8 protein-coding genes are annotated in these 15,494 nt (G+C 56.6%); 1 reads left to right on the top strand and 7 read right to left on the bottom strand.

Features of this window, described 5'->3' with window-relative positions; genetic code table 11:
• Positions 1–344: 344 nt before the first annotated feature.
• Both BLR00_RS10640 and BLR00_RS10645 read right to left on the bottom strand, forming a co-directional pair.
• Positions 345–1,637, bottom strand: a complete 1,293-nt coding sequence (locus BLR00_RS10640) for a ribonuclease H-like domain-containing protein (RefSeq protein ID WP_074632381.1) — start codon at positions 1,635–1,637, stop codon at positions 345–347.
• On the bottom strand, positions 1,634–4,072 hold the full coding sequence (locus tag BLR00_RS10645; protein WP_107797591.1) for a DEAD/DEAH box helicase: 2,439 nt from the start codon (positions 4,070–4,072) through the stop codon (positions 1,634–1,636). The genes BLR00_RS10640 and BLR00_RS10645 overlap by 4 nt, the downstream gene beginning before the upstream one ends.
• A 272-nt stretch (positions 4,073–4,344) precedes the next feature.
• Here BLR00_RS10645 and BLR00_RS10650 point away from each other — a divergent pair, with 272 nt between their 5' ends.
• The gene (locus BLR00_RS10650) at positions 4,345–8,703 is read left to right on the top strand and encodes a tetratricopeptide repeat protein (RefSeq protein WP_081346724.1); all 4,359 of its coding nucleotides are present in this window, start codon (positions 4,345–4,347) and stop codon (positions 8,701–8,703) included.
• 101 nt (positions 8,704–8,804) lie between these two features.
• Here the strand turns inward: BLR00_RS10650 and BLR00_RS10655 are convergent, their stop codons facing one another.
• The 5 genes from BLR00_RS10655 to BLR00_RS10675 form a co-directional block, all read right to left on the bottom strand.
• On the bottom strand, positions 8,805–10,625 hold the full coding sequence (locus BLR00_RS10655) for an Lnb N-terminal periplasmic domain-containing protein (RefSeq protein WP_256324116.1): 1,821 nt from the start codon (positions 10,623–10,625) through the stop codon (positions 8,805–8,807).
• Between the two features lie 166 nt (positions 10,626–10,791).
• Entirely contained in the window at positions 10,792–11,301 is a 510-nt protein-coding gene (locus tag BLR00_RS10660; protein ID WP_074632386.1) for a DUF3015 family protein, read from the bottom strand.
• 702 nt (positions 11,302–12,003) lie between these two features.
• Positions 12,004–12,948, bottom strand: coding sequence for an SdiA-regulated domain-containing protein (locus tag BLR00_RS10665; protein ID WP_074632389.1), 945 nt, complete (start codon positions 12,946–12,948; stop codon positions 12,004–12,006).
• Between the two features lie 18 nt (positions 12,949–12,966).
• Positions 12,967–13,656, bottom strand: a complete 690-nt coding sequence (locus tag BLR00_RS10670; RefSeq protein ID WP_107797575.1) for a lamin tail domain-containing protein — start codon at positions 13,654–13,656, stop codon at positions 12,967–12,969.
• 711 nt (positions 13,657–14,367) lie between these two features.
• Positions 14,368–14,793, bottom strand: a complete 426-nt coding sequence (locus BLR00_RS10675) for a hypothetical protein (RefSeq protein ID WP_081346725.1) — start codon at positions 14,791–14,793, stop codon at positions 14,368–14,370.
• Positions 14,794–15,494: the final 701 nt, after the last annotated feature.

Here is a 15,494-nt window from a genome sequence, read left to right on the forward strand (position 1 = left end):
ATTATTGATGAAATATTTTATCAATAAGAAGAATATAGAAATACTTCATACAATATGTTATCAAGGGTACTAAGGTGGCTTAACCAGGTTTTACGTTCCATTACGCCCCAAACCTCTTAATCCGCTTTGGGCCGTGAAATGCCTATATCTGATAAGCGCCGATCCGCGACCTGATCTCCAACTGTGATTCTGGCCCGGAAAAGGTTTTGGGCAGCAGGTAGCACTCCAACCCGTCCCACAGTCGCCCGCTCAGGCCCCTGAAGCAACGCCGGATGGCGCCCCCGCGGCAGCTCCGCAGTTATCTCAAGATAATCAAGGATAGCTCTGCCGAACCGGCCGTTGCATCATAAGCCTATTTGTCTCTTCCCTTTCTTCTTCCGAGGATTGAATTTCACGAGCCGCTGGCATAAGCGGGCTTGACGCCTGATGTGAATATCCATTGCGGGTTCCAGCCGCAGCAATTCCTCGGCAAGCGCCAGGGCGGCCTCCAGTTCGTGCGTGACATGCTCATGGTATTTTGCCAGCGCTTCGATCCCCCGAACGCACTTGTTTTCCCCAAGGTGTATCCAGATGGCGATGGCCTGCTCATCCTGCCGCTGATGCCGATGCAGCTTGGCCAGAAATAAAAGTGCCGCCTCATCCAATCCACCCCAGGCGCCGGTAAGATGATCGATGGCATACTGGATATCGCCCCGGCCCGCATGGATCTGAGCGACTTTAAGCGCATTGACCGCTTCATGGCCAGGCTCGGTGTAAGCTTGGGCCAACATCGCCAGCAATGCCGCCAGCGACAAGACGTCGCGCTGATTGTGCTCGGCGATGGCGTGCAACGGTTCCACCCGGCCACCCCGCACAAAATCCGTCCACGCTTGGGGAATAAGATGACTGGGAAAATCATTCTCACGGATGAATCCGAGCAATCGTTGCTCCGCCGTCTGCAGGCGGCAATCCTCCCAGCCATGCCCGTAGGCGCGGCGCGTGAGATGGAGCAGATCAACATGACCTTTATCGGTAAAGGGATCGGCTTGCCGTGCCAGCCGGTAACGGGTAGCCAGTAACGGCACATCGAAACTCTTGCCATTGTAGGACACCAAGTGAGCGGCAGGTTCGATCCAGCCGAAGATGGTTTCCAGCAAAGCCGCCTCCCCCGCAAACCCGGTCAATATCCATTGCCCGAGTTGCAGGCAATCCCCCTGAATTCGCGCCAGGCACACCATAAAAGGCAACGTGCCGGTGCCACCCGCAAGACCGGTGGTCTCGGTATCGAGGAACAGTAACCCATCCAGCGGCGCATCATGAGGCAGGCCCAGCGCCGCGAGCGGGATATCAGCCAGGGCTGAAAACACAATCTTGCCATGCCGGCTGGCAAGGGGAATGGTCTGATCAATCTGGATCAGTCCGGGCGCAATCACCTCCCCGCGCAGGTGTTTGGCAACCTCGGCATCGCCGTGTTTTGTCCGGCTAGCCCTGGTGCGGAAATCGCCGCCACCCCCACTACTGCCGGATAAGCGCCTCAGGCGAACATCCAGGGGAATGGAGGCTATATTTGATGAAACCCGAGGCTGCCCCAATTCCGGGCCTACCTCATTACCAGTCCCATTGTTCTTGAGCAAGGCCAAACGCTCAGCCAGTGTCATAATGCCTCCATATCCAATGTATGGGTCTGGCCGTTTGGCGAAAGCAGGTCCAGAACGGTCAGTACGGCCTGCTTGGGCGCATAGCCCCGGCTCTCGTCGGAGGCGAGAATCGGACCCACACACGATGGGCAACCGGACTGGCAACCGCAGTCCTGTACCAGTGCGATGGTGCGCGCAACGATTTCATGACGCAGATCGAATAACGGTGCGGAAAGCCCGATACCGCCAGCGTAGTTATCGTACAGGAATACCGTGGGAACGAATTGCTGGTCATCGATCTCGACCGTCTCACCGGAAATGGTTTGGGGATTACCCTGCCCGTTCTGGCCGACGCTGGCAAACCAGATACCTTCGCCATCGCCCACCGCCCTGCCCAGATCATGCCGTTCCGATAGCGTCCACAACGCCGCCACGTGATGCAGCGCGTAGGCCGCGCCGAGAAAGCCATCCAGCGCCTGCCAGCGCGCGGGAAAGGCAGCCTCCAACGCATCGGGGCTGACCTGCCACCATACCGCGGTGGTGTGCATCTCATGGTCCGGGAGATTGACCTTGCCGTAACCCACATTCTCATGGCTGTAGTAGCGTATCTTCTTGTAGCCCGCGACACGACGCACCAGATGCACTTCACCACGTCCGCACAGGCCATTTGATTGCTTGTCCTCTTCAAAGCAGTCCAGGATCTTGAGCCGGGTAAAGTCTATCGCGTCGGTGTAATAGTCGGCGCGCGTCTTCGTTACAAAGGCCTTGCGCCCTTCCCAGTCCAGCTTCTCGACTTGCCATGGATTTGCCTGGATCAGATAGATCGCGCCTTCGTACAGCGTCAACGCTGCGGTGGAATAATCGACTTCGGCAATCACGTCCTGTTTCCCATCCGTCACATCCACCACCACAAAATTGCCGTCCGCCACCGAGCGCAGACTGATGCCGTTGGCGGGGTAGCTGTCCGCCATCCAGTGCCACCGCTGCCCTTCATGGTGCAGCACGCCCTGCGCCTCAAGGTAACTCAGCATCTCGGCCAGTGGCTCCTTGCCAAAGCGCTCGTTATCCTGAAACGGCAGTTCAAACGCGGCACAGCGAATATGATCCATCAGGATCAGCAACTGGTCGGGGTCGATGCAGCCGTGTTCGGGCGACGCGGAAGTAAAGAATTCGGGGTTGCGGATGATGTATTGATCCAGCGGATCGCTGGTGGCAATCAATACCCCCAGCGCAGGCCGGTTGCGCCGCCCTGCCCGGCCCAATCGCTGCCACGTGCCGGCAATGGTGCCCGGAAACCCATTGAGCAGGCATACGTCCAGCCCGCCGATATCCACCCCCAGCTCCAGCGCATTCGTCGCCACCACGCAATCCAGCTGCCCGCCACGCAACCGCGTCGCGGTACCGCGACGCTCCGTGGGCAGATAGCCGCCGCGATAAGCGGCGATGCGCGGTGCCTGCCGCGGGTCATTGTCAAACACATCCTTCAGGTACTTGGTCAACACCTCCACCATCAAACGGGTATTGGCGAATACAATGGTCTTGAGCCCGGCCTTGATGGCACTGCGGGTGATCCGGGTGGTCTGGGACCGGGCGGACGAGCGCAACCCCAGATCCGGGTTGATCATGGGCGGATTCCAGAACAGCAAATGCTTCTCGCCCGACGGCGCGCCCGACTGGTCTATCACCGCCACCGGTGCGCCCAGCAATCCGCTCGCCAACTGGCCGGGATTCGCAATCGTTGCCGAGCAAAAGATATAGACAGGCTTCACCCCATAAAACCCGCAGATGCGGTTCAGGCGGCGAATGACATTGGCAACATGCGAGCCGAATATGCCGCGATAAGTATGCATCTCGTCGATGACCACGAATTTCAGGTTCTCGAAGAACTGCGCCCACTTGGTGTGATGCGGCAGGATACCCTGATGCAGCATGTCGGGATTGGAGATGACAATATCCCCATGCGTCCGCACGGCTTTACGCGCATCCCCCGGCGTATCCCCATCAAACGTATAAGCCCGCACGCCCAGATTGCCCGCCTGATTGAGCTCCAGCAGCTCCGTGACCTGATCCTGCGCCAGGGCTTTGGTAGGAAAAAGGTAAAGCGCCTTTGAGCGCTCTTGCATCGCCGCCTGGATCACCGGCAGGTTATAGCAAAGCGTCTTGCCGGAGGCCGTAGGCGTAACGATGACAGCGTGCTCGCCCCGGGTGATACGGTCCCATGCTTCGCGTTGATGGCTGTAGAGTTGAGTGATGCCGCGCTGCATCAACCCTTCCGCAATGCGTGCATCCAGCCCGGCTGGAAATGGGGCATAGCACGCAGCGCGCTCGGGAATCAGCAGTTCGCCCGTGATGCGTTGCCCGTGGCGCCGCTTGAGCGCGGATATCAAGCGACTCACATCGCCCGGCTCTGCCCGGACAACATCACTTGCCCGGTCCAGTTCCACTAAATCGTTCAAATGCACCTCTGTCGCGGCTTTGCGAATACGAGAAACAGAAATTTTGTGCAACTAAATTCGGGGTCATATGACTTTCCACGATCGAGAACAATTGTTCTCCATTACAGAATTTAACCAAAATATTGCCCCCCGTCAACCAGGTTGCCAAGATCTCATGTATTCGGATATTCTCAGGCCGTACTTCAGAACTTAATGGCCAATGTTATTGACTGATGTTGCAGGCGGGTGCGATGACACACTTCACCGGTAAGGGATGACCTTGGAGGCTGAAAATGACAGAGACCAGTGACTGGAGAGACGTCTTTTGCGGCCGCGAGCAGGAGCTGTCCATGCTCGTGGACAAGTTCAACGAGGTGCGGGCGGGGCACGGGCCTCGTATTGCGGTGGTTCTGGGCGACCGCGGCATGGGAAAGACCCGGCTCGTGCAGGAGCTTTACCAGGTACTCACCACCCAGTACGACCAGCCAAACTATTGGCCCGACGCATCGCTGTTCAAGGGCAATAATTTGCTCGTGGCGCCGGAGTTGAGTGACCCGTCCGTGCAGACACACTATCGGAGCTTCAAGCTCCCGGAACGGCCGATGCCGTTCCTATGGTGGGGGTTTCGCCTGTCCGACCCAACAGCGCGCAACGCCAATCGCAGCGACATGGCGGCGCATCGCGCCACGCTCGACCCGCATTTGGTGCCGGTGTTTTTTGCCCGCCGGCTGGCCGCGGCGCGCGAGCGGCTAAAAAGCGCGGGTGTGGACGCAGCAACCGAGCTTGGAAAGTCGACACTCGCTTTAATCGTCAAGGCTATTCCCGGTGTCGGTATCGCCGCCAGCGTTTTCGAATTGTTCCTGCAATACGCCGATAAAGGCAAGAAAGCCGCCGAGGCTCTCCGGGAGGAAAACCGCCTGAAGGACGAACAACAGAGTATCGACCTTGCGCGCGTCGACAGCAAGCGGAGCGACGACATCCACCGGCATACCTTGGATGATCTCGCGGCATTGCTGGCACCTGGTCCGGATCTCGCGCCACTACCCATCATCATATTCTGCGACGACGCACAGTTCGCGCGCCAGGGCGGCGACGAAGGCGTTCTGCGTTTGCTCACCGATTTATGGGTGCGTGCGAACCTGGCTGGCTGGCCGCTGTTGCTGGTACTCACACACTGGGGTGTCGAGTGGCACAGGGGGCTCGACCAGCATGGGCAGGTCAATTGTGCTGCGGCGTTCGGTGAGTCGGCCGTCTCCGCGCGCCAGGGCGCGCTGATCGACTTGCCCAAGGAACCGGCCCTTGCCGGCCTAGTGCGATCGGGATTGTCGAACCTTCCCTCCGCCGATGTCGCGTTGTTGTTGGCCAAGTCTGACGGCAACCCACAGGTGCTGATTGAACTCGTCGATCTTGTGCGCCGCTCCCCTGCTTGGCGAGATCGGGACGCCGGTGGCCTTACGCCGCATGCCCGGAATGAGATCGACGGACGCGCCACCAAGCTTGCCGATTTGATCCTCGAGCGGCTGGAAAGCGACGCCACGCCAGAGCCCGTACGCCAGGCCGTCGGTTTGTCGTCAGTCCAAGGGATCGAATTTCTATGTGCGCTGACAGCCACCGCGGCGCAAGCGCTGGACTTGAGTGATGTAGTCGGGGGGCTCCTCGCTGCACAAGACCCGCACCGGTTGGTGATGGGTGTCGACGAGGGGGTGGCGAGTTTCGTGCAACGTACCTACCGCGAAGCGGCCAGCGCACTGCTCAGCACCCACGTGGGCGAGCCCGCCGCGGTGAGGGAAGTGCTGTTGACGGCGGCGATCGCCATCATCGACGACGCCGAGCGTTGGGAAGCCCTGTCGCGCCTGGAGCAGACTGCCGCGCTGGGAGTCCTTGTCGGGCTGGCCGAGGATCACCCCGAGGCGTCGAGACGGCGCTATGCCGGGCAGAGCTTGTTGCGAATGATCCCGCAGGCGTTGAATGCGCAGCAGGGGCGCGACTACGCTCGCGCCGCCGAATTCGCGCAGCGTTTCGAGGCAGGTTTAGGCACACGCTGGACGGCTAGCGATTTCGGGCTCCATGAGATGGATGCGGCTCGCGATGCGGTGGCAGTCTGGCATGGCCCCGGTGCGGCGAGTACGCTCGCACAGGACATGCTCGTCCGCGCGCGCGAACTGGCCGCGCAACTCGGCACGCCCGAGGCGCGGCGCGACGTGTCGGTGGCGCTCTACAACGTGGGGGCGGTCGCGCAGGCCCAGGGCGAGTGGCAGGAGGCCGAAGCCCTGTATCGTGAATTACTGGCGATCTGCCGCGAACTGGCCGTGCAGCTCGGCACGCCCGAGGCGCGGCGCGACGTGTCGGTGGCGCTGAACAAGGTGGGGGCGGTCGCGCGGGCCCAGGGCGACTGGCAGGAGGCCGAGGCCCTGTATCGCGAATTACTGGCGATCAGCCGCGAACTGGCCGCGCAATTCGACACGCCCGAGGCGCGGCGCGACGTGTCGGTGGCGCTCTACAATGTGGGGGCGGTTGCGCGGGCCCAGGGCGACTGGAAGGAGGCCGAGACCCTGTATCGCGAATCGCTCGCGATCAGCCGCGAACTGGCCACGCAACTCAGCACGCCCGAGGCACGGCGCGACGTGTCGGTGGCGCTCTACAATGTGGGGGCGGTTGCGCAGACCCAGGGCGACTGGCAGGAGGCCGAGGCCCTGTATCGCGAATCGCTCGCGATCCGCCGCGAACTGGCCGCGCAACTCGGCACGCCCGAGGCACGGCGCGACGTGTCAGTGGCGCTGAACAACGTGGGGGCGGTCGCGCAGACCCAGGGTGACTGGCAGGAGGCCAAGGTCCTGTATCGCGAATTACTGGCGATCTGCCGCGAACTGGCCGCGCAACTCGGCACGCCCGAGGCACGGCGCGACGTGTCGGTGGCGCTGAACAAGGTGGGTACGGTCGCGCGGGCCCAAGGCGAGTGGCAGGAGGCCGAAACCCTGTATCGCGAATCGCTCGCGATCTGCCGCGAACTGGCCGCGCAACTCGGCACGCCCGAGGCACGGCGCGACGTGTCGGTGGCGCTGAACAACGTGGGAGCGGTCGCGCAGACCCAGGGCGACTGGCAGGAGGCCGAGCCCCTGTATCGCGAATCGCTCGCGATCCGCCACAAACTGGCCGCGCAGCTCGGCACGCCCGAAGCGCGGCGCGACGTGTCGGTGGCGCTGAACAAGGTGGGTACGGTCGCGCGGGCCCAGGGCGACTGGCAGGAGGCCGAGACCCTGTATCGCGAATCGCTCGCGATCAGCCGCGAACTGGCCACGCAACTCGGCACGCCCGAGGCACGGCGCGACGTGTCGGTGGCGCTCTACAAGGTGGGGGCGGTTGCGCAGACCCAGGGCGACTGGAAGGAGGCCGAGGCCCTGTATCGTGAATCGCTCGCGATCTGCCGCCAACTGGCCGCGCAACTCGGCACGCCCGAGGCGCGGCGCGACGTGTCGGTGGCGCTCTACAAGGTGGGGGCGGTTGCGCAGACCCAGGGCGACTGGAAGGAGGCCGAGGCCCTGTATCGCGAATTACTGGCGATCAGCCGCGAACTGACCGCGCAACTCGGCACGCCCGAGGCGCGGCGCGACGTGTCGGTGGCGCTCTACAAGGTGGGGGCGGTTGCGCAGACCCAGGGTGACTGGCAGGAGGCCGAGGCCCTGTATCGCGAATCGCTCGCGATCCGCCGCGAACTGGCCGCGCAACTCGGCACGCCCGAGGCACGGCGCGACGTGTCGGTGGCGCTGAACAACATGGGGGCGGTTGCGCAGACCCAGGGTGACTGGCAGGAGGCCAAGGCCCTGTATCGCGAATCGCTCGCGATCTGCCGCCAACTGGCCGCGCAACTCGGCACGCCCGAGGCGCGGCGCGACGTGTCGGTGGCGCTGAACAACGTGGGTACGGTCGCGGAAGCCCAGAGCGACTGGCAGAAGGCCGAGGCCCTGTATCGCGAATCACTGGCGATCAGCCACGAACTGGCCACGCAACTCGGTACGCCCGAGGCGCGGCGCGACGTGTCGGTGGCGCTGAACAACGTGGGTACGGTCGCGGAAGCCCAGAGCGACTGGCAGGAGGCCGAGGCCCTGTATCGCGAATCGCTCGCGATCCGCCGCCAACTGGCCGCGCAACTCGGTACGCCCGAGGCGCGGCGCGACGTGTCGGTGGCGCTGAACAACGTGGGGGCGGTCGCGCAGACCCAGGGCGACTGGCAGGAGGCCGAGGCCCTGTATCGCGAATCGCTCGCGATCTGCCGCCAACTGACCGCGCAACTCGGTACGCCCGAGGCGCGGCGCGACGTGTCGGTGGCACTCTACAACGTGGGGGCGGTCGCGCAGGCCCAGGGCGACTGGCAGGAGGCCGAGGCCCTGTATCGCGAATCGCTCGCGATCTGCCGCCAACTGGCCGCGCAACTCGGCACGCCCGAGGCGCGGCGCGACGTTGCCGTATCCTTATGGCACTTGGCGGATGTTGCGGTTGAGTCCAGAGAGGCCGCTCGCGCTTGCGAATGGTTAAGAGAGGCCTTGCCGCTGTTTCAAGCTTTGGCGGACGTACTCCGGACGCCGCAGTCAATTCTGGAACTCGAAAAGATTCGCCAGCGACAGGCTGATCTGAGATGTGACCCCCAGGAGTGATATGCATTTACGCGGACTGGAAAACATCAAGGGCAAGTTGAATCTGATTGCGCAGGATTTTGTTTTGTAGGGAAATTTTGTGAAAGAGTGACGTATCCGGGCTAAAAGAAATAATTGATGGAGAAAACTCCTTCATTGTTATGATCATAGCGATTCAATTCCACTCGCAGGTCAAGATCCTGTGATACTGAATAGCGGGTTATAAATTGAGAAGTAAAAAACCGCTTGCTATCACCCAGAAAAAAAACCTGATAACTGCCCGCAAGTTTGATTCTCAAATTTTTAGTTATGTCGTAGTACGTGCCCACTTCGATATCGCCACCCAAACGATAATTTTGTTTCAAATGATCGGAAAACTCCGTTTTTACATCAACAAAGGAAAATAACAACAGGGACGAGAGAGAATCTGGCCGATAGGAAACACCCCTCCCATAAGTGCCTTTGACGGAATTACAATAGTTACAGTTGCGGTCTCTAAGCGTATCGATCTCCAGGTCTAGACGCCAGGAAGTTTTGGGGAACAAGGGGTCATAGGGATTCATCGACGTTATAGAGAGAATTTTTGCCCGGTCTAGTCTTATTCGCTCGGATTCCACGTAATAACGGAAATTGAAATCCATGAAGATAATTTCCGAGTTTTTATCATACCCCACATCTTTAGCCATTAAATCGTGGTAGGCCGGGCGATAGGCTAATTCCACGAAAGGCTCATGCGCATTGTGTCCCATCCCTAAACGAAATCGATCTGTACCGTGACCGAGATCGGGCCGGCTGGAAAAGCGCGTGATTTCACCATTTTCATCGCCGGTATTTTGCAGGCGGCTTCTAGCCAGCAAAACTGAACGCGGTATCTTGATTTCTTTGTCGCTCTTCTCCTGCATGCTTTGATATTGCAAATAGTCCATATAAGCATTCAACACGAGTGCTTGTGATCGAGTGGAGAGGCTTCCAAAGGTGGTACTTTCCGGGGAGACTTCTCCTTTAATCAGCTTTTGTAATATCGTCTTCTCGGCCTTGACCATCTTAAGGCGCTTTTCATTCATCAGGGTGAGCACCGCAGGCCGGTATACGACTTTTTTTACCAGATCTTCTTGTGCCATCACGACTTTTACCGTATCGGCCGGGATCACACTAAAGAAAAACGAGTCTTTCAGCCGCAGATTCGGATTGGCAATCTCCAGCAGGGAAAGCACATGGTAAGAGCAGTTTTCCTGGAAATAATAATAATCAAAATATGTCCCACCTAATTCCCATAAGTGCAGAAGCATCATGTTCAACTGGTCATCGGTAAACTTGAGCTCATATTCCCAGAGATCCCGGCTTTCCCAATTGTTGTATTCCTGCACCTTAGTGTAATAAGGGAAAATTTTGAAGCGGCCTTCGAATGACCCTATCAAACCTTTTACCGCATATAAAAACGCATTTTCAGTATCTGGAACCGCGGCATAATTTGCACCATAGTTCATTAAATTATTGCCGCTACCCATTCTCCGGCTATCAATCCGTATGAGGGTATGACCAAACATGGATGCCGGATTGTTCATGAAATACGATGCAAATACTAATGTCACCCCGGCCGGATCTAAAGCTCTCATCCAGCGGTCGAGTCGATCACATGCTTGTATTTCCAGCCGGGAGTCGAATGCTAATTGCTGATTTAACCATTTGAATCGGGCGGGAAAGTTACACTGTGGATGCTCCTTGCCTTCCGAGACCCCGGCTGCCGGAACAAAGAAGCTGGCAAGAGTCGCTGCAAGTTCTGCTTCAGGATCAGTTTTGCCCTGGGGGGAATTAAAGAACTCCATACCATCGGCTTCGCTAATCATGCCACCTAAAAGTCGCGTGTCGTACTTTAAAAGCAGGTGCCAAACGCGCTCATGGGCGAGTTTTCTTTGCTTGGCTTGCTGTTGCAGTTCAGCCAAATAGTTGACGACGTCTTGCTGTTTGGAATGGGCGGTTACAGGAGTTAAGCAAAAACTTAAAAGTAACCCGACGACAAAACAGATATACCGCACAGCGAAGTTATAGAAGTGGCAACGATATAGAGACGAAACGGGTATAGGTTACCCTATACCCGTCTGTCATTTCTTAATTTGCGGCGGCTTGCTTGATGTTACACGAACTTGCAAGTGTGGGATGACGGGTTAATTGATTTTCAAGCTGACTCAGCAGTTCAGTTGAAGTTGTTTGATCACTCGCTACCAAGCTATCAAATTTAGCCTGAACCATCGCGCCAAATTCTTGATGGTTCCCTGCGGGACACTGATACAAGCTGGCCAGAGTATATAAGTTTTCCCCTTTACCTTGCGCCATCTCTTTAACCAGACTCGTGTAATTCTCCTGCGCAAATACCTCTCGTTCTTTACTCTTTTTTATTAATCCATGGTCACCGCAATTTAAAGTTCCGGATGTAATTCCGAAAGTTTGGTTTCCTAATGTTCCATTGGTTGTTGCGGCAAAAACCTGCGATGAACCTGGTTTTGATCCCATGAGCTCTGACCCTAGTCCACAACCCGCGGCGCCATATCCAGCGGCAAAAACGGACATGGGAAGTAAAAATAGAGAAGCTGCTGTTGCAATCCGGCTATATCGTCCCATAATTCTCTCTCCATAAAGAAGTTACTGTCACTGCCATATTTAGATCAACGATAGTTTTAAAGTACCCAATTTCAAAAATCAAGAAAATGGTCCAGGAAAAATAAATGGCCTTCTCCGCTAGACCAAATGAATGTACTGAAAGCCTCTCAGATTGTCAAATTTATATTGTGTTTTAGTAAGTTAGACAAGTCCAGCCTTAATAATTGGAATATTGCAAGTCGATGACGGACCTCCTCAGGTCTTGAGCGAAACTGAGCAGAAATCAACCAGACGCAAATCGAGAATACGTCTGGGCGTTGATAACCATAAATCCGCTGACAGGATTCCCAGATATTGAAATTTCCCCTGATGCTTCGGCCTAGGGCCTGTTAACACTTATTTCGCACCCGCGTTGCTACACAAAAAACGCGGAGGCAAGGCGCGAAGCGCAGACCATAGTGGGCCTATGGTCAAGCTTTGCAACGCGGCATCCGCGTTTTTTGTGCGCAACCCGAAGGGACGGGACGGATTTCATCCAGCCCTTCGTTACTCGCCGCTTACGGAGGCCTGCTCCGCCGCGCAGCTCATGCCTCGTTCTGGATGAAATCCGTCGCCGTCGCGGGTGCGAAATAAGTGTTAATAGGCCCTAGTAAGGAGATCGTAGGCGCCAAAAACCAGAAAGCCACAAAGGGACATCCGCCCTCTGTGGCTCAGGATCAGGCGCTACTTAGCAGTCTTGCGGCGTCGCCTCATAAAGCCCACCAGGCCGAGACCCGCCAGCAGCATGGCATAGGTTTCAGGTTCCGGTACCGGCGACAGCACGAACAACATGGAGTTGGGTGTGCCCGTGTCCTCAGCCACCAGATAGATATGGCCGAATTGGTCGACCGTCACACCCTCGATCGCCTGGGTGGTTACGACCGACAAATCGAAGGAGCTCAACACGTTGCCGCTGCGATCCGTTTCCACCAGCTTGCGCGAATCGAGGCTCAGGATCAGCAGATTGTCAGCCGCGGCGGTGCCGGCCAAACCGTCGATGGGCGACAGCGTCTGCACGTCCGACAGGCTGGCCAGGCCCAGGAGGCTGGCATTGAACAACGGCGTCATCGTCGAGCTGCCGCCGCCAGCGGCGAAGCTCAGCGTGCCGGCGCGCACTTCCATCGGGCTGGCCTGCTTGACGGAAACAAAGCTGCCGTCACGCGGGTCATAGCTGATGCCCTCAAGTCCCGTGTTGTTATAAGGATAGTCGGAAACCGAGGCCCATGGGGCACTTGCCAGCGCGACGCTGCCATTGGCCACATAGGTAAACCGGAAGGCGTCCTGCAGGCGCTCCTCGCCCACCACCAGCACACCGTTGCCGAGGTAGGTGAGACCTTCCGCATCATGATGGGTCGTGGTCGATGGCCAGTTGCTGAAGATCATTTTGCCCTGCGTCACGCCTGTGAGCGAAACCTCGACGACGCCTTGCCCCTCGTCACCGACGAAAAACAGCGATCCGCGGTCACGGGCATAGGTCACGGCCGAGGCTTCGAGCCCCATGCCGCCCAATGCGTCAAGACTGTGGCTGCCGGTCAACTGGTAGCTGCCGAGATTGATTGAGGACCCCGCATGCGCGGAGGCGCAGGCTGCCGCGGTCATGATAGCGGCAATCAGATGTCTAAGTTTCATGATGAGCGCATCCTTTTATCAATGTTGACGCTTGCGGGCAACGGCGCCGATCAGCCCGAGTCCGGCCAGCATCAGCGCAAAGCTTTCCGGTTCCGGAACGGCGCTGACCAAGCCCGGCGAACCTATTTCCGTCCCGTTGAATGCGTTGAATGCGCCATTGATACCCACCGCGCTTAATTGTGTAACGTTCCCCACCAGTCCCGCGGTATTGTCAAAAGATTTTCCGGTGGTGGACGCGTCGAAGCTTATGTTGGTGATCAGGCTTCCACCGCTATTGTAGATATTCACCGCATCGCCACTGGTGCTCAAACCGATACCCGAGCCGCCATAGTTGCCGATGACCAGTCCCGCGGGGATATTTGTGCCAAACCAGGCGCTCTTGAAGCCTGAATTGATTGAAGAATCATTGGTGCCGCTGGCATTGCTTTCAAGGAAAATGACCGATTGACCGGCTGCAATGCTGCTTACGCCGCGCAAGGCTAAGCTGGAAGCAAACGAGTTGGAGTTGTCATCCACTTTCCAGCCAGTGATATTCACTGCGGATGATCCGGTATTGGTGAGCTCGAACCAGTCCGCTGCATATACAGTATTGCCACTGGCATACGGCGCCACTTCGGAGATGATGATATTGGCATGCACCGGAGCTGCGACGGCGGCCACGAGTGCGGCAACCAGGCCAAACATCGGTTTTTCCAGGGATTTTTTCATGGTTTTTTCCTTTTATAGGGATTAGAGATAGTGTTGGCTTCACACGCCAAAATCGCAAATATCGCGATGCTTGATATCTGCATCGCGGTTTTTTTGATTGGATTACTATAGGCGATGATTAGCTTCATCATGATGACGGGGGCAGCCTTTCAATATGATGAGATCGGATTAATCCGGCGGGCGCATTTTTCTCTCCGCCAGTTAAATGCCCATTTTTGTGGAATTTATACCGGCGACTCAGAGAGAGAAGGTATTGAGAAGAGTTGAGTTCATGCTGGCATTTCCCTGTCAATCCAGTAATAATTTCACTTCGGTGACCTGTCTGACCGGCTAAAATTTGGACGAGAGGGCACACAAGATCGAGTGCGTGAACTTGCTAAATATAGTCAATCAGGTTCGCAGACCAGAGTTGGATAAAACCGGAAATGAACTCAATCGGGCGGGGTCAGCGATCGAGTATTCGCAACCTCCCAACGTAGGTACGATGGCTTCGCCCGCGCAAATAATGAAAGGCCGTTGTAGCAAGAAGTACTGCTAGTGAGGATGAACCCAGGTAAATGGAGGCCGTACTTTTATTGCCAGGGGACTAGCGCTATGAACATCTTATTGAAGTGGTGACAACGCTTGTGCACGCGGTGCGTTGGCTCCCGTGCTTCTTCTTACCGAATCCCGCCTGCAAACGTTGTGGGCAAATCTAATACTTAACAATGATTAGAAATGCTCGCAATACCCAAAATAAACAAAGTCGTTCCTCAGAAAAATAAATGACTTCTTTGGAGACTGCTCAAATTCATTGATTGTCAGTGCGTAGATATTCGATCCAAGCCCCGCTCCTTCATCGCGACGCATCGTGGATATAACCTTGAAGGAATTTTCAGTTGATCCGTGATCTATGACAATCGGTTTTGTAGCATACGAATTCTTGAGAACACCGGCCATTAACCCTGTTCTTCGCTCGACAGTGAATTGTTTTCCGACGTGTTCCTCTTCCTGGTATTTTCGCGAAGAAGACGGCTCGGTCGATGCGGTGTCGATACGCTCCACTCTGCATTGATAGTCAGGCATAGCCTGTGCGTTTGCATTATTAAAATAAAATAGTGCGCACAATAACTGTATGCAGGTGACTTGGAGTCTCATATCTTCCTTGGGAAAATGAGTATTGGTGAATTATAGAGTGATTGCTCGGCTTGGAGAGGCGTCTGCTGCGATTGCCTAGTCATCGTTCCCCCGTTTCTTTGGCAAAATTAGCATGATTGGTCGATTTATACTATCCCTGGCGACCTCTTGCATTGCTGGCATTTATAAAAAATTTGGAAATCTTTTAGAAGAAACTATATATCGGGATTATGTTTATGGAAAGATATACGGAGGCTCAGGACCAGTCATTGAGCCATTATTTTCCAGGACGCTCAAACCGTCAGCGTTGGCCAGGAAGCAATCTGGAGTAGCGCAGGCAGCGAGTAAGCCAGGGATTTTCACTTTATTTATCAAGATTCCAGGAAACCCACCGGCTCAACATACCTATCGTCCCGACTGTGATCCTATCCAAAAAATGCGACACACTGCTCAATCAAGCAAGCCTCGCGTGCGATCTTTTATGTTGCCTGCTGCAGCGCTAATCATTTTTGCCCTATCAAGCTGCTCAATGCACCAACTTTACACGGTAGGCCAAGCTTGGCAGCGAAACGACTGCAACAAGCTTATAGATATGTACGAACACCAGAGATGCGCAGACCGGTCAGATACCTCGTATGAGACATACCAGCGCCAGGCCGGAGAAATCGGCTCTGGAAAAGGCGCGCTTGGGCTCTGGTTTTGATACTGCCGGTGACCTGCCC

Origin of the sequence: Nitrosospira multiformis (assembly GCF_900103165.1) — a bacterium.
GTDB lineage: Bacteria > Pseudomonadota > Gammaproteobacteria > Burkholderiales > Nitrosomonadaceae > Nitrosospira > Nitrosospira multiformis_D.